The sequence below is a fragment of the Kribbella sp. genome (genome assembly GCF_035687465.1).
Taxonomy (GTDB): domain Bacteria; phylum Actinomycetota; class Actinomycetes; order Propionibacteriales; family Kribbellaceae; genus Kribbella.
In genome coordinates this window covers 1-19,912 of the sequence record NZ_DASRXP010000637.1, presented here as the reverse complement: position 1 = coordinate 19,912, position 19,912 = coordinate 1, and the positions used below count along the sequence as shown (strand labels likewise).

General features: G+C 66.7%; 17 protein-coding genes. 3 read left to right on the top strand and 14 right to left on the bottom strand.

The window, feature by feature from the left end; genetic code table 11:
* Positions 1 to 49: 49 nt before the first annotated feature.
* From VFG33_RS34055 to VFG33_RS33990, 14 genes are all read right to left on the bottom strand, one after another.
* Complete coding sequence (locus tag VFG33_RS34055; RefSeq protein WP_325057122.1) at positions 50 to 1,402, bottom strand: MmgE/PrpD family protein; 1,353 nt, start codon at positions 1,400 to 1,402, stop codon at positions 50 to 52.
* Positions 1,399 to 2,712: a CaiB/BaiF CoA transferase family protein gene (locus VFG33_RS34050; RefSeq protein WP_325057121.1), complete on the bottom strand. Its 1,314-nt coding sequence runs from the start codon at positions 2,710 to 2,712 to the stop codon at positions 1,399 to 1,401. Before VFG33_RS34050 ends, VFG33_RS34055 begins: the two co-directional genes overlap by 4 nt.
* On the bottom strand, positions 2,709 to 3,872 hold the full coding sequence (locus VFG33_RS34045) for a CaiB/BaiF CoA transferase family protein (protein ID WP_325057120.1): 1,164 nt from the start codon (positions 3,870 to 3,872) through the stop codon (positions 2,709 to 2,711). The genes VFG33_RS34050 and VFG33_RS34045 overlap by 4 nt, the downstream gene beginning before the upstream one ends.
* A gap of 88 nt (positions 3,873 to 3,960) precedes the next feature.
* Positions 3,961 to 4,845, bottom strand: a complete 885-nt coding sequence (locus VFG33_RS34040; protein ID WP_325057119.1) for an enoyl-CoA hydratase-related protein — start codon at positions 4,843 to 4,845, stop codon at positions 3,961 to 3,963.
* A gap of 58 nt (positions 4,846 to 4,903) precedes the next feature.
* Entirely contained in the window at positions 4,904 to 5,923 is a 1,020-nt protein-coding gene (locus VFG33_RS34035) for an ABC transporter ATP-binding protein (RefSeq protein WP_325057118.1), read from the bottom strand.
* Positions 5,916 to 6,965 carry an ABC transporter ATP-binding protein gene (locus VFG33_RS34030; protein WP_325057117.1) on the bottom strand — a complete coding sequence of 350 codons (1,050 nt, stop codon included), beginning with the start codon at positions 6,963 to 6,965 and terminating at the stop codon, positions 5,916 to 5,918. Before VFG33_RS34030 ends, VFG33_RS34035 begins: the two co-directional genes overlap by 8 nt.
* Positions 6,962 to 7,879, bottom strand: a complete 918-nt coding sequence (locus tag VFG33_RS34025; RefSeq protein ID WP_325057116.1) for an ABC transporter permease — start codon at positions 7,877 to 7,879, stop codon at positions 6,962 to 6,964. The genes VFG33_RS34030 and VFG33_RS34025 overlap by 4 nt, the downstream gene beginning before the upstream one ends.
* Positions 7,866 to 8,816 carry an ABC transporter permease gene (locus VFG33_RS34020; protein WP_325057115.1) on the bottom strand — a complete coding sequence of 317 codons (951 nt, stop codon included), beginning with the start codon at positions 8,814 to 8,816 and terminating at the stop codon, positions 7,866 to 7,868. Before VFG33_RS34020 ends, VFG33_RS34025 begins: the two co-directional genes overlap by 14 nt.
* A 25-nt stretch (positions 8,817 to 8,841) precedes the next feature.
* Complete coding sequence (locus tag VFG33_RS34015; protein WP_325057114.1) at positions 8,842 to 10,317, bottom strand: ABC transporter substrate-binding protein; 1,476 nt, start codon at positions 10,315 to 10,317, stop codon at positions 8,842 to 8,844.
* A 287-nt stretch (positions 10,318 to 10,604) separates the two neighbouring features.
* A complete protein-coding gene (locus tag VFG33_RS34010) occupies positions 10,605 to 11,555 on the bottom strand; it encodes an NAD(P)H-quinone oxidoreductase (RefSeq protein ID WP_325057113.1) in 951 nt (316 codons plus the stop codon).
* Positions 11,540 to 12,856: an MFS transporter gene (locus VFG33_RS34005; RefSeq protein WP_325057111.1), complete on the bottom strand. Its 1,317-nt coding sequence runs from the start codon at positions 12,854 to 12,856 to the stop codon at positions 11,540 to 11,542. The genes VFG33_RS34010 and VFG33_RS34005 overlap by 16 nt, the downstream gene beginning before the upstream one ends.
* A gap of 18 nt (positions 12,857 to 12,874) precedes the next feature.
* Positions 12,875 to 14,428: an ABC transporter substrate-binding protein gene (locus tag VFG33_RS34000; protein ID WP_325057110.1), complete on the bottom strand. Its 1,554-nt coding sequence runs from the start codon at positions 14,426 to 14,428 to the stop codon at positions 12,875 to 12,877.
* A gap of 382 nt (positions 14,429 to 14,810) precedes the next feature.
* Positions 14,811 to 15,626 carry an IclR family transcriptional regulator gene (locus VFG33_RS33995; protein WP_325057109.1) on the bottom strand — a complete coding sequence of 272 codons (816 nt, stop codon included), beginning with the start codon at positions 15,624 to 15,626 and terminating at the stop codon, positions 14,811 to 14,813.
* A 109-nt stretch (positions 15,627 to 15,735) separates the two neighbouring features.
* Positions 15,736 to 16,608 carry a DAPG hydrolase family protein gene (locus VFG33_RS33990; protein ID WP_325057108.1) on the bottom strand — a complete coding sequence of 291 codons (873 nt, stop codon included), beginning with the start codon at positions 16,606 to 16,608 and terminating at the stop codon, positions 15,736 to 15,738.
* An 80-nt stretch (positions 16,609 to 16,688) separates the two neighbouring features.
* On the opposite strand from VFG33_RS33990, the gene VFG33_RS33985 reads away from it, so the two are divergent.
* The 3 genes from VFG33_RS33985 to VFG33_RS33975 all read left to right on the top strand — a co-directional run.
* Positions 16,689 to 17,306, top strand: coding sequence for a TetR family transcriptional regulator C-terminal domain-containing protein (locus VFG33_RS33985; RefSeq protein ID WP_325057107.1), 618 nt, complete (start codon positions 16,689 to 16,691; stop codon positions 17,304 to 17,306).
* Positions 17,307 to 17,375: 69 nt separating this feature from the next.
* Complete coding sequence (locus VFG33_RS33980; protein WP_325057106.1) at positions 17,376 to 18,569, top strand: RNA polymerase factor sigma-54; 1,194 nt, start codon at positions 17,376 to 17,378, stop codon at positions 18,567 to 18,569.
* A 131-nt stretch (positions 18,570 to 18,700) separates the two neighbouring features.
* The coding region (locus VFG33_RS33975; protein ID WP_414673005.1) for a hypothetical protein at positions 18,701 to 19,912 on the top strand (1,212 nt) is incomplete at its 3' end.

Here is a 19,912-nt window from a genome sequence, read left to right as displayed (position 1 = left end):
CTTACCTCGTCCCGGACATCGGTACACGACTCGCCATCCGGTCCTTCCATCAGAGGACGAACAACGCGGCCAGGTCGGACACGGTCCGGATCTGTTCGACCGCCCGCAACCGCACCAGTGCCTCCTTGGCGGATCCGGAGGAGATCACGCGTTGCGAGCAGGCCAGGAACTTCTTGTCCAGATCGTCGTCTGTCATCGGCTTGGTGGCGCTGCCCTTGACCTCTTGAACGCGGGACCGCACCGGCTCCCGGCCGGGGATGTGCACGATCACCTCGGCGAACCGTTCCTCGATGGTGGGGTCCTGGAACACTTTGACCCGGTCCATCAGTCCGGCGTAGACGCCGTCCCGGACCCGGTCGTCGTCGAAGGTCTCCACCGTGATCTGGCCGTCCTGCAGTGCCGCCGACATCACATACCGAAGGCAGAACTTGCCCTGCAGTCCAGTGGCCGGGTAGTCGTAGATGAGCGGGACCAGGCCGGTGGCGTGCACGTTGACGTCGATCTGCTCGATCGCGGCGAGGTCCGTCTCCGACAGTTGCTCACGGCACTCGAACGTCGCGTCCAGAGCGCAGTGCGTGCCCGCGCAGCAGGGGTAGACCTTCATGTTCAGACCAGGGTCGACCAGTTCGAACGGCTCCCCCGGCCGGGCCGAGCTCCAGCGCTCCGCGTCTCCGTCGAACAGAGTGGTGAGGCCGAGCGGGGCCGTGAGCATGTCCTCGTTGGCGGTATAGCCATTGGCGGCAAGCAATGCGGCCAAGACCCCTCCGTGCGCGGACCAGCCGATGTGGAACGGCTTCGTCATCGTGCCGAAGTTCTGCCGGCTCCCGCTGGCCTGGGAGACTGCGATGCCCAGCGCGACCCGGAACTGCTCGGTGGACAGGCCCAGCAGCTTGCCCGCGGCAGCTGCCGCACCGAGCGGACCGAGTACGGAGGTCAGGTGCCAGCCCTTCTGGTACGGCACCGAGCCGAGCATCCGACCGGCCTTGCCCATCACCTCGGTACCCACCACGAACGCCTCGACCAATTGTTTGCCGGTGGCCTGGACCGACTCCGCCACAGCGAGAGCGGCCGGCACGATGACGGCACTCGGGTGGCCGTGGACATTGCCCTGAGTGTCGTCATAGTCGAGGGCGTGCGCCGCCGTACCGTTCACGAGCGCAGCCAGACTCGCGGAGGTCCGCAGGTCGGTGCCGAGCACGCTCGATTCCGGCTTACCACCTTGGCTTCGCGCCACCAGACCGGCACGTAAAGCAGTCTCTTCCGGCGCGCCGGCCAGGATGACCCCGATCGTGTCGATCAGTCCGCGCCCGGCCGCCCGCAGCAGCTCTGCCGGAGCGTCGGCGTAGCCGAATCCGGTCGCCCACTCCGCTAGTTCGGCCGTCGCATCATTGCTCGCACTCATAGCACCTTCTCCTTGGGAATGGTTGCCGACGGCCCTGTTCTCGGCGCCGACGCGATGACTCCACTGGCCTCGAGCTGGTCGATCTGTTGGTCGGACATGCCCAGGAGGTCCGACAGCACGCGATGGTTGTGCTCGCCGTACAGCGGCGACGCCCGATCGATCCGGCCCGGTGTCGACTCCAGCCGATAGCCCAGTGCGGGATACCGGCGCCGTCCGGCTTCAGCATGATCCACTTCGACGAACACCCCACGGGCAACCAGATGTGGGTTCTCGGCCACGTCCTTCCCGGTGCAGACCGGCGCGGCAGGCACACCCCGGCTCTGCAGTCGCTCGGCCAGTGTCCACTTGTCTTGCTGGATGGTGCAGGAGCTCAGTTCCTGGTGCAGTCGTACGGCGTTGTGCCGTCGCCCGTCCGCGGTCGCGAAGTCCGGATCGGCGGCGAGCGGACCACAGCCGAGCGTTTCGCAGAGCACCAGCCATTGCTGGTCGTCGAGCACCGCGATCGCAATCCACTCGTCCTCGCCCAGCGCGGGGAACGCATCGTGCGGAGCCGCGTAGGGCACAGCATTTCCCCGTGGTACGAACACCTCGCCGGTCTCCACCTGCTCCAGTAACAGCTCGCCGGCGAACTGCATGGCGGTCTCCCGTTGCGGGACCTCGACATGCTGGCCGCGCCCGGTCCGGCTGCGATACATCAACGCGGTCAGTACTGCGGCGGCGCCGTGCAGGCCGCCGATGGGATCCAGGTACGCGTTCGAGGTGAGCACCGGGGTCTCGTCCTCGCCGCCGTAGCCCATCAGGCTGGCCATCCCGGTCATGGCCTCCATGTTCGGTCCGAAAGCGACCGCGTAGGCATCCGGCCCGGAACTGCCGTAGGCGGGCATCTGCACCATGATCAGATCCGGACGGACCTCACACAAAGCCTTGTAACCAAGGCCTAGTGACTCCATCACGCCTGGCGAGAAGTTGTCGACCACGACGTCACAGACTCGCGCCAGATCAAGCGCGATCTGCACGCCGGCCGGGCTCTTGAGGTCCAGGCTCAGGGCTAGTTTGTCGTGGTTCTGGCTGTTGAACCGGAAGCTCCGGTTGTACGGACGCTCGCCTCTGATCAGGTCGGGGTAGCGAGATTTCTCCACTCCGGCCACGGTCTCCCGCCACGAGTCCATCCGCGACGGCCCCTCGATCTTGATCACCTCAGCGCCGAGGAAGGCCAGCGACCGGGTCGCCATCGGTCCGGCCCATGCGCCGGTGAAGTCCAGAACCCGGATGCCGTCCAGCGGCCGCGCGCCGGGCTGCCCGGCGGTCATCTCATCACCCCGTTCGCCTGCAGGGTCTGATGCTGATCGGACAGTCCGACCGAGCCCAGCGCTTGTCGGTCCTCTTCGCCGAGACCCGGTGCTGTCGTCACTACCTCGGCACGCGGAGTCGCCGACATCCGGAAGGCCGGCGCGATGACCGGATGACTCGCGTCCCCGGACCGCGCCCGCTGCCAGAACCCGCGCACATTAAGGTGTTTGTCGGCCCACAACGCCGGACCGTCCATCACCCGGCTGACCGGTAGCTTGCATTGGCGTCCTGCCGCAGTGACCTCGTCGCAGGTCATCGTCGCCGCCTGCGCGCCGATCAACTCCAGTGCCTCCGGCCAGTGCTTGAGCCGGTCGGCGAGATCGACGAACCGCGGGTCCTGTGCATGTTCCGGCAGTTCGAACACAGCACAGCAGCCCGCCCAGTCGTTCGGCCGAGCGGCGTACACCACCACCCAGCCGTCCGAGCAACGGAACAGGCCGACCAGACCTGATCTCGGAAGCCTCGCCTGGAACGTGCCGTTGTAGAAGTACCGCGCGGAGACCATCGCGTTCATCACGGCTACGGAATCGAGTACCGCTGTCTCGACGAACTGGCCGCGGCCTGACTGCTCCCGCCAGAGCAAAGCGGCGAGAATCGCGCCGTACGCGGTGATTCCGGCCGAGTACTGCGCCCTGGCCCCCAGCCCGTAGAGCGGGGGCTTCGGGTATTCACCGTTGAGCAGCATCACCCCGGACAGCGCCTGGAAGATCATCTCGGTCCCGGTCCAACCCTCGTGCGGGCCGGCACCGAAATCCGTGATGGCACAGGCGACGAGGCGTGGGTTGACGGCCATCAGCGCACGGCAGACGGCTTGCTCCCCCGCGACGACGACGTCACTGTCGGCGGCGAGTGCCGTCAACACGGCCATCCCTTCGGGTGATCGCCAGTCGAGCGTCATCGACTGCTTGCCGGTGTTCAGGTGGCGGAACAACATCGCGTCCACCGCCGGCGGACGGGCGGCTGTCCACGCGGCCGCCCGCCGTACGGGTGACCCGTCGACGCCTTCGATCAGCAGCACGTCCGCGCCGAAGTCGGCCAGGGTCCGTGCGCAGTACTGTCCCCCGACGTTGTCGCTCAGGTCCAAGACGCGGAGGCCGGCAAGCGCCGAGTCCTGTGCCACTTGGCCGTTCTGGTCGGTGTCGATGGAAATCTCCCTCCACTCGAGCTGGAGTCACAAGGCGGTGTCCTCGGACGATGCCGGTGCCGCGCTAGGGCTTGTCGGCGGTGGGTGCCGGCTCAGCCGACGAACCGTTGCTGGCGGCAACATCGTCGGCGGCGCCGTTGCCGGGGGCGCCGTCGGTAGCCAGGATCCGGGCTACCGACGGGATCTGACGACGCTCGCCTTCCTGCAACTTCTTCTGCTCCCCGCTCGCGTGGTGCAGCGCCCGGTACCCGATCGCGGCCAGGGCCCCGGCCCGGTATCCCATTGACTCCTGGGCCTGGTTGACCGCGAGCTTGGTCATCTGCAGCAGGAACGGTGGCCGGGCTGCGATCTTGGCGGCCAGGGCAAGGGTCTTCTCCTCCAACTCCTCCCGCGGCCAGACCTTGTAGACGATGCCCATTTCGTGTGCCTGGTCCGCGGTCAGCGACTGATCGTCCAGCAGGATCGCCTTGGCCCGGCGGGCGCCGACGTCCCAGGGCAGCGACATCCACTGGGGTGGACCGGGAATGAAGCGGGCATCGTCGGAGGCGACGATGATGTCCATCGCCGCGGCCACCTTCCAGCCGCCGAAGATGCACAGGCCGTGCACCTGGGCGATGGTCGGCTTGGGCAGGTCCCGCCACCGCAGCGGCATACCGAGCACGGTGTCGAAGGCGAACTGGAAGTCGCCGCGCAGCTCCGGGTCCAGCTTCGGCCGGTCGATGAGGTCCTGCTTCTGCTGCGGCGTACCGAGGTCGTGTCCCGCGGAGAACATCTTCCCGTTGGCCGCGAGGATGACCGCTCCGACGCCGTCGTCGGCCATCGCGGCCTGCAGCGCGTGGTCCAGTTCCTCCTGGAGCGGACGGGACAATGCGTTGCGGTACTCGGGCCGGTTCAGCGTGATCCGGGCGACCCGGTCCACGGTTTCATAGATGATGTTTTCGTACTCCATGTCCAGCTCCTTGGATGAACGACAGCGTGTGTGTCGGTGGTCTGGTGACGGGTCTGGGTCAATGCGGCCGTACGCCGACCGGCGCCGCGGCGTCGAGCAATGGGTGGTGGCAGGCCGCCTCCTGCCTGTCACCGAGCAGCCTCAGCTCCGGGGCGGTCTCGGCGCAGAGCACGCCGTCATTGAGCGGGCAGCGAGGGTGGAAGGTGCACCCGGACGGCGGCGCGGCCGGGTTCGGCACGTCTCCGGCCAGGACCGTTCGGCTGCCTCCGCCACGGCGCCGGCTGGGCACCGCGGCGAGCAGCGCACGGGTGTACGGATGCTTGGGTTCGCGGAAGATCTCGGCCACCGAACCGACCTCGACGATCCGTCCGAGGTACATCACCGCCACCCGGTCGACCAACTGGCTCACAACGGACAGGTCGTGGCTGATGAAGAGATAGGACAGATTCCGCTCCGCCTGCAGGTCCTGCAGCAGGTTGAGGACCTGTGCCTGCACCGAGACGTCCAAGGCGGACACCGGCTCGTCGCAGATCACCACCTCGGGGCTGGAGATCAACGCCCGGGCGATGCCGATCCGCTGACGCTGGCCGCCGGAGAACTCGAACGGGTGACGCGCGGCGTCCCCGCTGCTCAGTCCGACCCGCTCGAGCGCCTCGCCGACCCGGACGGCGCGCTCCGCACGGCTTCGCACCTCGCCGTGCACCACCAGTGGTTCGGCGACGATCTGCTCGACAGTCATCCGGGCGTTGAGGGACGCGTACGGATCCTGGAAGACCACCTGCAGTCGCCGGCGGACCTTGCGGAGCTCACGATCGCTGACCTTGGTGAGGTCCTGGCCGCGGAAGAGCACCTCGCCCGAGGTCGGCGGATCGAGCATCAGTACTGCGTTCGCGAGGCTGCTCTTGCCGCACCCCGACTCGCCGACGATGCCCAGCGTTTCGCCACGCCGTACGCTCAGCGACACTCCGTCGACCGCCCGCACGATCCCCGCGTCGCCCCGCCACTTACGCCCGGACGGCCGGTAGTACTTGCGAAGGTCGCGGCACTCGAGAACCGCGTCGGAATCGATGTCAGACATGGGTCTCGACCTCCAGCCGCGGCAGCTGCTCGGCATGGTGGCAGGCCGCGACACCCGGCCCGTCCGCCGCTGGCAACAGCGGCGGCATCTCCTCGCGACAGACGTCGGTCTGGTGTGGACACCGTGGGTGGAACGGGCAACCGGGTGGCGTGGCACCGGCCTCCGGAGGGCTGCCCGCGATGGCCACGAGCCGCTTCTTGTGAACGCCCGGTGTCGGTGCTGACAGCAACAGTCCTCTGGTGTAGGGATGCCGCGAATCGGCGTAGATGCTGTCGACCGGGCCCGACTCCACGATGCGACCGCCGTACATCACGTACACCCGGGTCACCACTTCGGAGACGACGTCGAGGTCGTGACTGATGAAGATCAGCCCCATCTGACGTTCCTGCTGCAGCTCCCGCAACAGGGTCAGGATCTGGGCCTGCACGGTCACGTCCAGGGCTGTGGTCGGTTCGTCGGCGATCAGCACATCCGGGTTCAGGGCGAGCGCGAGCGCGATCATGATCCGCTGCTGCATCCCGCCGGAGAACTCGTGCGGATAACTCTTGATTCGCTTGGCCGCATTGGGGATCCGGACGGCATCGAGCAACCGGACCGCTTCGGTGCGGGCCTGCGCAGCGGTCATCCCACGCCGGGTGACGAGCACCTCGGTCAAGGCGTTGCCCACCCGGAACACCGGATTCAGCGCGGTGAACGGGTTCTGGAAGATCATCGCGATCGGCTGCCCGGACCCGTCGCTCCTGCGCCGTTCCCGCCGCACCTGGTCGAGGTCCTTGCCAAGGAACTGCATCCGATCGGCGGTGACCCGGGCCGGCGGCGACTTCAGGATCCCCATCAGGGCGCGACCGGTGACGCTCTTGCCCGACCCGGACTCGCCAAGGATCCCGACTGCCTCGCCCGGCTGCACGGCAAAGCTCACCCCACGGACCGCGTCGATCGTTCGCTGCGCCAACTGGAAGCTCACCCGGAGGTTCTCGACCTCCAGCAGCGGCTTCGGCGCGGCACCGTTCTCGCGTGGGCCGGAATTGATCGTGCTCGTCATGACCGCTCCTGATTCTCGGGATCGACCAGGTCCCGGAGTCCGTCGCCGAGGAAGTTCACACCCAGCACCAGCAGCGTGATCGCCAGGCCGGGGAAGATCGCGTTCCACGGCTGCACGCTCAGGAACGCCCGGGACTCGCTGATCATGTTGCCCCAGGTCGGATCCGGCGGTTTGACCCCGATTCCGAGGAAGCTGAGCGCTGCCTCGTACAAGATCGCGTGCGCGAAGACGAAGGTGCCCTGCACAGCGGCCACACCGAGCACGTACGGCGCGATGTGCCGGAACAAGATCCGGAGCCGGGTGGCACCGACCGCGTGTGCTGCCCGGACGAAAGGCCGCTCCCGCAGTGCCAGGGTGGAGCTGCGGACCACGCGGATCATGATCGGAGCCTGGCCGAGGGTCAGCGCGATGCAGACGTTCCACACACCGGAGCCGAGGGTGGCGACGATGGCGATCGCCAGCAGCACACCAGGCACCGCCAGCAGGACCTCGGTGATCCGGCTGACCACCGCGTCGGCCGCCCCGCCGACGAAGCCCGCGACACAGCCCAGCGTCCCGCCGATCACGAGGGCCGAGAGGGTGACGACGAACCCGACCATCACCGACACCCTCGCGCCGATCAACATCCGGCTGAGCACATCGCGCCCGTACAGGTCGGTTCCGAAGAAGTGTGTCCCGGACGGCCCGGCGAGTCTGCTTGCCGACGGTGCCAACGGATCGAAGGGAGCCAGCAACGGCGCCGCCAGCGCCAGCAGCACGATGACGCCGACCACCACCAGGCCGATCTTCGACATCGGGCTCATATGGCGCAGCAGCTTCATCCTGGTCCGCCGGACCTGAGCAGGCGGCGCGACGGGCTCCGTCACGACATCCACGAGCACCGGTTGTTCCGGCGTGATGTCAGTTCTTCGCATAGCGCACCCTCGGATCCAGGAAGCCGTAGAGGAGGTCGACCAGCAGATTGATGACGACATAGATCACGCTGATCAGCAACACGATCGCCTGGATGACCGGATAGTCCCGGCGGTCGATGCTTGCCAGCAGCAAGGTTCCGAGACCGGGCAGGTTGAACACCTGCTCGGTGATCACACTGCCGCCCAGCAAGGCCCCGAAGTTCAGACCCACCACGGTGACCACCGGGATGAGCGCGTTCTTCAACGCGTGCCGGTAGCGGATTCTCAGCCGGCTCAGTCCGGACGCCTCGGCCGTGACGATGTAGTCCTGCGACAGCACCTCGAGCATCGACGCCCTGGTCATCCGGGCCACGATCGCCAGATACAGCGCCCCCAGACTCACCGCGGGAAGGACGAAACCTCTGAGGCTGCCGAAGAAGTCCTCGCTGAACGACCGGAACCCGAAGGTGGGGAACCAGTGCAGCCGCACCGCGAAGAGCAGCAACAACATGATGCCCAGGAAGAAGCTCGGGATCGAGATGCCGACCAGGCTGGTGAGCAGCACCGTCTTGTCGGTCAGCTTTCCCCGCCGGGTCGCGGCGGCGACACCCATCGGCACCGCGACCACGATGGTCAGCAGCGTGGCGAACAGCGCCAGCACCAGGGTGACCGGGAATCTGGTGAGGATCAGGTCGGCGACCGGACGTGAGGTCGGCACCGACTGGCCGAGGTCGCCGGTCACCACGTTCCCCAGCCAGTTCAGGAACTGCGGGATCAGGGCCTGGTCGAGCCCGTACTGCGCCCGCAGGTCCGCCACCCGTTCCGGCGTCGCGTCCTCGCCGAGCATCGCCACCACCGGGTCACCGGGGATCAGCCGGATCAACATGAAGATGCCGATACTGAGCAACAACAAGGTCAGCAGCGTGCTGCCAAGCCTCTTGACGATGTAGGTCACCATGCGCGGACTCCCCCTCCGACCGTCATCACGACGAGATCCAGACGTTCCAGACGATCAGCCAGTCATAGACGTTCGGCGCGAAACCGCTGATCTTGTTGGACACACCCACCGCGACATCGTTGATGTACAGCGGGAGAATCACCGCGTCGTCCTTCAGCTTCTTCTCGAGGCCGGCGAACAACTGGTTGCGCTGCGTCTGGTCGATCGTGGCGGAGGCCTTCTCGAAGCCCGCGTCGTACGACGGATCGCAGTACCCGTACTGGTTCTTGGCGGAGCCACCGCCGCAGTAGTACTGGTTGTAGAACAGGTCCGGCGACGCCCGGAAAGGGCTGCCCGTGGACGACATCTGATAGTCGCTGTTGGCCGTCCTGGTGATGAACGTGGTCTGATCCATCTTCTGCACCGTCAGCTTGAGGCCGACCGCTGCAGCCTGCTGCTGCAGGATGACCGCGTTCTGCTCCTGATAGGGCGGGCTGCCCGCGAAGACGACGATGGGCTCGCCGTTGTAGCCCGCTTCGGCCAGCAACTTCTTGGCCTTCTCAGGATCGTGCGCGTAGGGCCAGTAGTCCTCGGCGTCCTTGAGGTACCAGTTCACCTCCGGCGGATGGAAGCTGTTCGCGACCCGGCCGAAGCCGAAGGCCGTGACGCTGAGCATGGCGGACTTGTCGATCGCGTACGTGAGCGCCTGCCGGATCCGGGGATCATTGAGCGGCCCCTTGCCCAGGTTCATGCTGATCGACACCGAGCCGGAGCCCGGTCCTGTGAGCACCTTCGCGTCGGGCAGCGAGCTGAACCGTTTGATGTCGGAGGTCGGAACCCGCGGCACCAGGTCGAACTCACCTGTCTCCAGTCCGGCCGCCGCCACCTGGTCGTCCGCGACCAGCAAGAACTCAAGGGTGTCGATCAGGGCAACCTTGCGGCCGGCCAGCCCCTTGGCCGGTGTACTCAGTGGCTTGTAGCCGGCGAAGGGCTTGAGCACGCCTCGCACCTGCGGTTCAAATGACTCGATCCGGTAGGGCCCGGTGCCGATCGGTGTGGTGGCGAGCTTGCCGCCGTCGGCCGATCCGGTGGGCACGATCGGTACCACGATCGGATTGGCCAGGTCGGCCGCAAGCCCACCAGACGGACGTTTGAGGTGGATCGCGACCGTATGGTCGTCCACTACGTCGACGCTCTCGACCGAGGAGAGATTGGCCTTGCCGAGCGACTTGGAACGGTAGTAGTCCAAGGAGTACTTCACGTCCGCGGCGACCATCGGCTTGTCGTTGTGGAACAGCACGTCGTCGCGCAGCGCGAAGGTGTACGTCTTGGCGTCGTCGCTCACCTTCCACGACTTCGCCAGCATGGGCTGCGGGACGAGCTTGTCGTCCAGCGCCGTCAGGCCTTCGTAGGCCGAGCGCAACAGGTTCCAGCTCGATGCGCCGACGTCCTGGAAGGGGTCCGACGTCTGCATCCCGGTCCACAGCCGCACGCTGACCTTGCCGGCGGGCTTGTCGGGCATGGCTTGCTGACCGCCACCGGCGGTATTGACCGCACCGCTGGGATTCCCGCTGCACGAGGCCACCACGACACATACCGCGACAACCAGTCCTGCCAATCTGAGTCTTTTCTTGCCCGCGCTCACATTCCTCACCTTTCAGCCGTACGGCCTCACTTAGCGGCGGTGCTGTCGAGTCGCTGCATTCCCGGATTGTTCCGTTCTCCGGAACGCATTTCCGCTGTCGGGAACAGTTGAATCAGTGAAACAGTCTGCCCACCTGGTGTCAACGGTTGAGTTGCCGGGAGCCCCTACATCAGCAGGGTGACTTTTCCGAACTTGCCTCCGGCCGCGAAGTACTCGTAGGCGTCATGCACCTCAGCGAGCTCGAAGGTCTTGTCGACGACCACGCGCAAAGCCCCGGTCTCGAATGCGGGCAGCACCTGGCGCTCAAGGCCACGTGCCAGCGCGGCCTTCTCCTCGAGCGACGACGACCGAAGAGTGGAGCCGTGGATCCGGGCCCGCTTGCCCATCAGGTGCAGGGCGTTGAACTCGGTCTTCGCGCCGCCACCGACCCCGATGAAACAAACCCGGCCACCGGGCGCCAACGCGCGCAGAGCATTCGTCAGATTCGCCGCACCGACCAGTTCGAGGACGACGTCGAACGGACCATGCTCACCGGCGGCGTCGGAGCCCGCCTCGGCGACCACGACCGTCGCACCGAGGTGGGTCACCTTCGCTGCCATAGCAGGGTTTCGTACTGTCGCGACCGGGACAGCACCGGTCAACGTCGCGAGCTGGATCGCCGCCGTACCGACGCCGCCCGCTCCCCCGTTGATGAGCACTCGCTCGCCGGGACGCAGTTCCCCCTGGCCGAACAGGGCGTCGTACGCGGTGCAGTAGATCTCCGGCAGGCTCCCGGCCTCCGGCCAGTCGAGCAGGTCGGGGACAGGCATCAGCAGGCGTTCGTGCACGGTGATGAGCTCTGCCTGACCACCACCCCCGACGATGCCCATCACGCGCCGTCCGACTTCGAAGCGCGTCGCACCGGGACCGCGCTCGATCACCTCGCCGGCGAACTCCAGGCCAGGAATGTCGGCCGGGGCGCCCGGCGGGGCGGGATACCGGCCGCGGCGCTGGAGGATGTCCGCGCCGTTGATCCCTGCGGCCCTGATCCTGACGAGCACCTCTCCGTTGCCTGGTTGCGGGTCGGGTCTTTGCTGAAGCTCGACGGCACCTTCGACGATCACTGCGGCCAACATGCTTTGTCCTCCGTTGTTCCTGGAATCGATTCCTCGGCACGGACGTCAACGCTTCGGATGAGTAGATGGGGCCGGGCACGGAGGCGGTAGTTCACCCGCAGCCGTTGCGATCGCAGCAGATAGGCGGCTGCGGCAGCTGCCACGATCAGCGAGACGGCGCCACCGAGTGCGATGGTGTAGCGCGCGCCGAACCTCTCGCCCACCCACCCGATCAGCGGTGCGCCCATCGGCGTGCCGCCCATCAGGATCACCATGTACAGCGCCATCACCCGGCCCCGCATGGCGGGATCGGTGTTGAGCTGTACGACGGCGTTCGCGGTGGTCAGCATCGTCAGAGCCGTCAGGCCGACCGGAATCAAGGCGAGGGCGAACGTCAGGTAGGTCGGCATGACCGAGGCAACGACCTCAGCCACGCCGAACAAGAACGCCGCACCGATGACGACGCCCACCCGCGGTCTCTCCCGTCGGGCTGCCAGCAGCGCACCGCCGAGCGAACCGACCGCCATGACCGATACCAGCAAGCCGTACTGCTCGGCGCCACGCTCGAACTCGACCCGCGCCATCAAGGCCGTCGTCAGCTCGAAGTTCACGCCGAAGGCGCCGACCAGGAACACGACGACCATGACGATCGTGATCTGCGGTCGCCCCCGGATGTAGGCCAGCCCTTCCCGGATCTGCCCCTTGCCGCGGATGACCCGGGGAATCAGCTGCAACTCGTTCGCCCGCATCCGGGTGAGCGCGAGAACCACCGCAAGGAACGTCAGGGCGTTGATCAGGAAGACAGGACCGATATCCACCACCGCGATCAGCAGGCCGGCCGCCGCCGGCCCCGCGACGCGGGCGGCATTGAAGGTGGCGCTGTTCAGGCTGACCGCGTTCGGCAGATCGGTACCGCCGACCATCTCACCGACGAACGTGTGCCGAGCCGGAAAGTCGAACGCGGTCGCCACGCCGAGCACGGCCGCGAGCACATAGACGTGCCAGAGCTGCGCGGTGCCGGTCAGCACCAGCACACCCAGCAACAGAGCCGACGCCCCGGAACTCAGTTGGGTCGTCATCAGCAGCTTCCGCTTGTCGACGCGATCGACGATCAGACCGGCATAGGGCGCCAGCAGAATCGGCGGCAGGAACTGCAGACCGGTAGTGATGCCGACCGCGACGCCCGACTCGTCGCTCAGCCTGGTCAGGACCAGCCAGTCCTGCGCGACCCGCTGCATCCAGGTTCCGATGTTGGACACGATGGCGGCGCAGAACCAGAGCCGGTAGTTGAAGTAGCGGAGCGCCCGGAATGTCGAGCTCATGAGCTGGTCTCTGGGCGATCAGCTGTTGACCGAGACATTCCACATGATCAGCCACTCGAAGGCATTGGCATTCAGTCCGGTGACCCGCTTGTTCACGCCGAAATCGACGTCGTTGAAATACAGCGGCAGAATAATCGCGTCGTCCTTGAGCTTCTTCTCCAGTTGCGCGAAGAGTGCATTGCGCTTGGTCTTGTCGGTGACGCCGGCCGCCTGGTCATAGATCGTGTCGTACCCCTTGTCGCAGTAGCCGTAGCGATTCTTGCCCGCGGCACCGCAGTAGTACTGCACATAGAAGAGATCTGGCGTCGTCTGGAACGGACCGCCGGCCGAGTACATCTCGTAGTTGCCGCTCTGGGTCCGTTCGATGAAGGTCGTGTGATCGATCTTGTCGACCTTCAGGTTCAGCCCCACCGCCTTGGCCTGCTGCTGCAGGATCACCGCGTTCTGTTCCTGGTAAGGCGGCGCGCCCGCGATGACGGTGATCGGATCGCCGTCGTAGCCGGCCTCGCTGAGCAACTGCTTGGCCTTGTTCGGGTCGTACTTGTACGGCCAGTACCCGGAGGCGTCCTTGGTGTACCAGTCGACCTCGGGCGGCGTGTAACTGTTGGTCAGCCGGCCCTGACCGAAGCCCGACGTCTGCAGCATCGCGCTCGGATCGGTGGCGTACATGATCGCCTGCCGGATCTTCAGGTTGGCCACCTCGCCCGCACTCGCGTTCAGGTTGATGGCGATCCATGCCGATCCGGGACTGGCTGCCACGTCCACGTCGGGCAGATCGTTGAGGCGCTTGACGTCTTGCGGCGGTACGCGGGTGATGATGTCGAACTCGCCCGTTTCCAGACCGGCGGCGGCCACTCGATCGTCCGCTACGTAGACCATTTCAACGGTCTTCACCTTGGCTACCCGACGGCCGGCGAGCCCGGACGGATCCTCGTCGACCGGCTTGTAACCGGGATACGCCTCCAGCACGGCACGGACCTGCGGTTCGAAGGATTTGATGGTGTAGGGGCCCGTGCCGATCGGGGTCTTGGCCAGGCCGTCCTTGTCCGCCGACCCCTTCGGCACGATCGGGATGGCGATGGGGTTCCCCAGATCCGCCACCAGGGAGGCTTTCGGTCGGCTCAGGTGCACCTTGACCGTCTTGTCGTCAACCACACTGACGTTGTCGACCGCATTCAGACTGGACTTGTTGGCGGCGTACTGGCGGAAGTAGTCCAGTGAGTACTTCACGTCGTCCGGTGTCACCGGTTTTCCGTTGTGGAACGTCACTCCTTGACGCAGCACGAACGTGTACTCCGTCGCGGCGGCGTTCGCCTTCCACGACTCCGCGATGAGGGGGTGGGGTTGCAGTTTGTCGTCGAGTGCGACGAGTCCCTCATAGACGTTGCGGAGCAGTTGCCACCCGGGCGCGCTGGTGTCCTTGAACGGATCCGTTGTGGCCATTCCGGAGTACAGCCGAACGACGACCTTCCCACCGGGCCCGCCGCCCGTGCCCGCGGCGGAGGTGTTGTCCGAGCCGGCCGAGCAGGCGACAAAGGAGGAAACGGCAAGAATCGCGGCCGCTGCGACCAAACCTCGCTTCGCCCGCCTCTTCCTCTTCGCGAACCGGATAACGCCGGAGGTGAGGCCTCGACGGCCTGCCGGCCGATTGATCTGGTGTGGGCTTTTGTCGCCTTCCACTGCCATCTCCAGTTCTCCGCGCTAAGACGGGGACGTAGCTGTAGCCAGGAGCCCTGCGGCGCAGGCGAAAAGCAATTGTTCCGTTGAGTGGAACACCGGTCGGCAGGGAGGAACGTTTGGCCACTAAAACACCGCGCCAAAGGTCTGTCAACGGCTCGGGGCGGCTCTGCAGAAATCGTGCACACGACGCGACAAAGCAGGGAGAACTCTTGCCGGGCGCGCGGAAATGCCTCGTTGGAATTCGTCCGAGCGTCAGTTCGCTCGAGCCGTCAGCTCACCCGAGCGAGGATGCGCTCTCCGGTCCGACGTTGCCGATGCGGCGCGACAGAGCCGCGGTCTCGGTCAGCAGCAGGCCTGCGATCTCATCGACGTGGGTGCGAATTCGATCCAGCGGCCCGCCCACGCACAGCACGACGACCGGCTCGCCGCCATCGTTCAGCACTGGCGCCGCGACCGCACCCACGCCCGCGATTCGTTCTCCCAGGGAGACGGCATATCCCTGCCCGCGGATGAGCTCGACCTCCGCACGGAGACGGTCCACTTCCACGGGAGTCTGATCGGTCATCGCCACGAGTTCGCGGGAGAGGTAAGCATCGCGTTCCTCTGGCGCTATGAACGCGAGAAAGGCCTTCGCCGCCGCACCGGCGTGCAGGGGAACGGCCTCCCCGATGGTCGCGGTCAAGGTGATCGCCCGGTTCGGCACCATCGATTCGACGTACAGGCGGGTGAACCCCGAGCGGATGGCCAGGCTGACCGTCTCACCGGATTTGTCGCACAACTGCCGCATCGGCTCCCGGGCCAGGCCGCGGATATCGATGTGCTGTGCGTAGGCCTGGCCGAGCGCCCATGCCACGGCGCCCAGACGGTAACGCCGATTCGACGGAATCTGCTCCAGTAGACCCTTGAGGCACAGGGTCGCGACGATCCGGTGAACGACGCCCTTGGCGAGACCGAGTTCCCGCCCGATTTCGGAAACGCCCCAGCTGGAATGATCGGGACGCGCGAAAAGGAGCAAAACACTCAGGGTCCGCTCAGCGCCGACCAAGCTGGTGCCCTCAACGCCTTTATTGTCAGCAGCGTCCGAGTACATGGCTCTCCTCCCGAGACCTGCCGCCGGCAACCACCCGGCCGATCATTTGGCACATCGTAGACCGCAAGGCGGGCCTGGCCCATCAAGTCCGCCGAGGCGGGTGGCTAGGTCACGGTGTTCCGTCGAAGGCTTCGCGGAGGTCGGGGAGGAAGGTGGCGAGGTGGTTCATCTCGGCTGCGCAGTGGTGCAGGAGTCCTACTCCTAGCTGTTCGAGGTTTGGTGGACCGGCGGGTGCACGTCCTGCCGGGGGCTGGGCTACTGACGCGGGTGGCAGGTCGAACTGCTGGGGGTAGTTCAGGAAGAAGCGGCTGCGCATCTCCGAGCCGGATTCGGTGGCGCGGACCTGGTGGACGATCCATCCGAAGGCGACGGGCGCGATACTCGGTCCCACCCTGCCGACGATGACCGTCTCGCCGACCGGGATGTCGTCGAAACCCATCCGGGCGGGATCCATGAACCGGATCGCCAGCGGCACCAGGTGACCGCCGACGTACTCGTCGACGTACGAGACGTTGCCGATGTAGCGCTGCTTGTCGGTGAGGTCGCGGTCGCCACTGCGCGGTTGGCCGACGGCGCTGAACTGGTGCGCGTCCGGATGCCAGAGCTTGTACCGGGCGGACTCGCTGCTGTGCCAGCCCATCCACCAGTCCCACATCTCACCGGTCACGCCGGGCATGTCGGTCAGGATCGACACCGCGACCGTGCCGTCATCCAGGGTCGTCCAGCCGGTCTCCATCGCGTGGTGGCCGGGCCGGGTGAGCATGCGGACCGCATCGGACGGGCCGTAGCCGTACTCGGTGGGAGCCATGCCCGCCAGCAGCGCCTCGTTGACCTGCGGCTGCACCGGCAGGGTGCGCTCGCTGAAGAACGAGGCGTACGGCTTGGCGCGATCTGCCTCTCGGTAGCCCAGGTAGCGCGGTTCGGCCTGATAGGTCGGGGGGACCGGCGAAAGGTCCGCCCCACTGATCTCGTAAGTAGCCATGCTTCGACTGTACTGAATAGTACAATCAAGATCGAAGGGCTAGGGCGTGTGAGCATGATCAACGTGGAAGGCGGAATACGGTGAAGGCACCTCCGGCGACAGAACGCGGCCGGCGTACCCGGACCGCGATCCTCACCGCGGCAGCAGAGCTCATGCACCGACATGGTCTGGCGGGGCCGTCGATCGACGACGTGCTGGTGGCCAGTGGCACCGGCAAATCGCAGCTCTACCACTACTTCGACAATCGCCAGGACCTGGCGGCTGCCGTGCTGTACCACCAGTTCGATCGCGTGATGGCAGCCCAGCCGGCGCTCCATGATCCTGCGTGCGCAGATCTTCAAACGTGGCGCGACCAGGTGTTGAAGGCCCACCGCGCCAGCGGATACGGGATGTGTCCGCTCGGCGCCTTCGTCGGTCAGGTCGATGACGAGCCCGAGCTGAGCAGCATCCTCGCCGACCTGTTCAACCGCTGGGAGCAAGGTCTGGCCGAGTTGGTCTCACGCGCCCGCGACCAAGGCAACGTGCGCTCGGACATCGCCCCCAAGGACGCAGGGCAGCTGCTGCTCGCCGCGTTGGAAGGCGGCACCATCTTGGCCCACCTGCATCGGAAGCCGACTGCCCTGAAGCGCTCCCTCGACTCCGCGATCGCCGTACTGACCGCCAGGGACGCTTCCGCCGTTCGCCGCCGGACCGACTGATCCACGGGGTGGCACGCGGCTTGCAGACGGGGAATGGTTGGGAGGGGGTGTTGCGCAGTGGAGCTGGAGATGGCGGGACGTGTTCGAATCCAGTTGGAGTTGCAGCCGGAGATGGTCGCGTACGCGACGCTGTTGCAGTTGCCGGCGGCCGGGATGGACGAGCTCGTCGACCGCGAGCTGGGCGACAATCCGGCACTCGAGCGGGGCGGCGACCTCTGCCGTCAGCCCGAAGGTGTCGAACGGGTCGAGATCGAGGGTGGCGACCTGGCGAAGCTGCGGTCCGATGCCGGGCTGCTGGTCGTGCAGGCGGACCGGCCGATCGTGGACCATGTCGTCGGGAGTCTTGACGAGCGTGGGCGGTTGGCGAGTACGACGGATGAGATCGCCGCTGATCTGGGTGTGGGTACTGCGCGCGTGGCGGCCGCGCTGACCGCCGTACAGGAGGTTGGTCCGCCCGGCGTAGGTGCGCGTGATCTGCGGGAATGCCTTCTGCTGCAGCTCGATGCGGCGGACAGGCAGGCGGCGAGCACGGTGGTCAGGGCTGTGGTGGATCGGCATCTCGATGAGCTGGCGGGCGGACAGTTGGAGCGGGTCGCCGAGGCGCTGGGTGAGCCGCTGGTGGAGGTACAGAAGGCGGCCGCGTTCGTCAGGGAGCGGCTGGTGCCGTTCGTGGCGCTGGATCTCGGGTGCTGGCCGCCGCGGGCAGCCGGCGCTCGGGCCGAGGTTCTGCGTCCGGACTACGTGTTCGTGGACGAGTTCACCGTTGTCGTGGCCGAGGAGGCCCGGCATTCGCTGATGATCAGCCCCGCCTACCAAGCGGCCGGGGCGGCGGTGCAGGAATCACTCTCGAGGGCGAGGCTCTTCCTCAGCCGTCTGCACCGGCGCTGGCAGACCATGCGGGCGGTCGGCGCGGCCATCGCGGACAGGCAGGAAGCCTTCCTGGCCGGGAGATCCAGCTGTCCGGCTCCATTGACGCGCGCGGAAGTGGCGAGCTCGATCGGCGTGCACGAATCAACCGTTTCCCGGGCGGTGTCGGCCCGCTGGGCGCAGCTGCCGTCAGGACGGATCACCGCGATGGCGGACTTCTTCGGCGTTTCGGCCGAGCCGCGCGACGCGGTCCGCGAGTTGATCGCGCAGGAGACCCGGCCGTTGTCGGACGGCGAGATCGCGCGGCTGCTGTCCGGCACGGGGCACCCGATGGCTCGTCGTACGGTCGCCAAGTACCGGGCTCAGCTCGGGATCGCGGCGCAGTCCCGCCGGTGAAGCGAGCTTCGCCTCCGCGGGTCCGTCAGCGCCCGGCGGCCGAAGCCTGCTTCGTCTCCTGAACCAGAAGATCCTGGCACGGATCGTGCATCCCTGAGGTCGAACAGTTTTCGCGACCAGGGAGGGTCTTCGTGCAGCAGCCCGATCCGGTCCAGGAGCTGGAGCTCGCGACACGGGCTCTCGACCTCCGCGACCGTGCAGGAGCCGACGCGGCACTGCGTTCCACGGTGACCAGCCTCGCGGCGACCAGACCGCCGGCGACGCCCGAGCAGGTGGCCCGGCTGGTGAGTCAGCTTCGGCCGCTCTGGGGCCGGCTCCTTGACGGGGCCGATCCGGCGCGGGTCAGCACGTTGCTCGGGCTCGAGCTGGAGGGACTGAGCAGTGAGGACCGCCAGCTCGAGGTGGCTCGTGGGCTGGTGCGGACGACCTGGGACCGGTTCGCGGCCTTGACAGGTGAACCAGGAGAAAGGAAAAGCGTGATGGCGGGTTACGGGTACGAAGGCTCGTTCGGTCAGGGCGAGATCTACGCCGAAAGCGGCGAGTTCGGCGAAGGCGAGCAGTACGGCGAGTACGGCCAGGGAGAGCAGTACGGGGAGTTCGGCCAAGGCGAACAGTATGGGGAGTACGGGCAAGGCGAACAGTACGGCGAGGGCGAGAGCGAGTATGGCGAGAGCGAGTTCGGTCAAGGCGAGCAGTACGGCGAATTCGGCCAAGGCGAGCAATATGGCGAGTACGGCCAAGGCGAGTTCGACGAACTGCAGGAGGCCATGCCGGGCGAGCTGCAGCAGTTCGAGGCGGAGCTGCAGGAGCTGGCCGGGGAGTTCTCCAGCCCGCTCGGCGAGCAGCAGGAGATGGAGCTGGCAGCCCAGCTGCTGGAGATCCGGGACGAGGCCGAACTCGAGCAGTTCCTCGGCAAGCTGATCAAGGGCGTGGCCAAGGGGGTGGGCGGCTTCATCGACTCGCCGACCGGCAAAGCGCTCGGCGGGATCCTGAAGAACGTCGCCAAGAAGGCGTTGCCGATGGTCGGCGGCGCCATCGGGACGTTCGTTGCCCCAGGCATCGGTACGGCGATCGGCACCCGGCTCGGCAGCATGGCGACCAAGCTGTTCGAGGCCGAGATCGGTGAGCTCGAGGGCCTCGGCCAGGACGAGGCCGAGTTCGAGGTAGCGCGCCGGTACGTCCGGTTCTCCGCCGCGGCCACCCGCAACGCGGCGCTGTCCCCGCGGCGCGGACAGCCGCAGAGACTTGCCCGTGCGTCGACTTTCGCGGCAGCGCGACGACACGCCCGCGGCGTCGCCCGCAGCTTCCCCTCGCACGCGCGGCCGGCTCAGTGGCGCGGCTCC

Coding starts and splice junctions, on each gene's coding strand:
- VFG33_RS34055 (WP_325057122.1), bottom strand. CDS start 1,402: ATGAGTGCGAGCAATGATGCGACGGCCGAACTAGCGGAGTGGGCGACC.
- VFG33_RS34050 (WP_325057121.1), bottom strand. CDS start 2,712: ATGACCGCCGGGCAGCCCGGCGCGCGGCCGCTGGACGGCATCCGGGTT.
- VFG33_RS34040 (WP_325057119.1), bottom strand. CDS start 4,845: ATGGAGTACGAAAACATCATCTATGAAACCGTGGACCGGGTCGCCCGG.
- VFG33_RS34035 (WP_325057118.1), bottom strand. CDS start 5,923: ATGTCTGACATCGATTCCGACGCGGTTCTCGAGTGCCGCGACCTTCGC.
- VFG33_RS34030 (WP_325057117.1), bottom strand. CDS start 6,965: ATGACGAGCACGATCAATTCCGGCCCACGCGAGAACGGTGCCGCGCCG.
- VFG33_RS34025 (WP_325057116.1), bottom strand. CDS start 7,879: ATGCGAAGAACTGACATCACGCCGGAACAACCGGTGCTCGTGGATGTC.
- VFG33_RS34020 (WP_325057115.1), bottom strand. CDS start 8,816: ATGGTGACCTACATCGTCAAGAGGCTTGGCAGCACGCTGCTGACCTTG.
- VFG33_RS34015 (WP_325057114.1), bottom strand. CDS start 10,317: ATGCCCGACAAGCCCGCCGGCAAGGTCAGCGTGCGGCTGTGGACCGGG.
- VFG33_RS34010 (WP_325057113.1), bottom strand. CDS start 11,555: ATGTTGGCCGCAGTGATCGTCGAAGGTGCCGTCGAGCTTCAGCAAAGA.
- VFG33_RS34005 (WP_325057111.1), bottom strand. CDS start 12,856: ATGAGCTCGACATTCCGGGCGCTCCGCTACTTCAACTACCGGCTCTGG.
- VFG33_RS33995 (WP_325057109.1), bottom strand. CDS start 15,626: ATGTACTCGGACGCTGCTGACAATAAAGGCGTTGAGGGCACCAGCTTG.
- VFG33_RS33990 (WP_325057108.1), bottom strand. CDS start 16,608: ATGGCTACTTACGAGATCAGTGGGGCGGACCTTTCGCCGGTCCCCCCG.
- VFG33_RS33980 (WP_325057106.1), top strand. CDS start 17,376: ATGGCGGGACGTGTTCGAATCCAGTTGGAGTTGCAGCCGGAGATGGTC.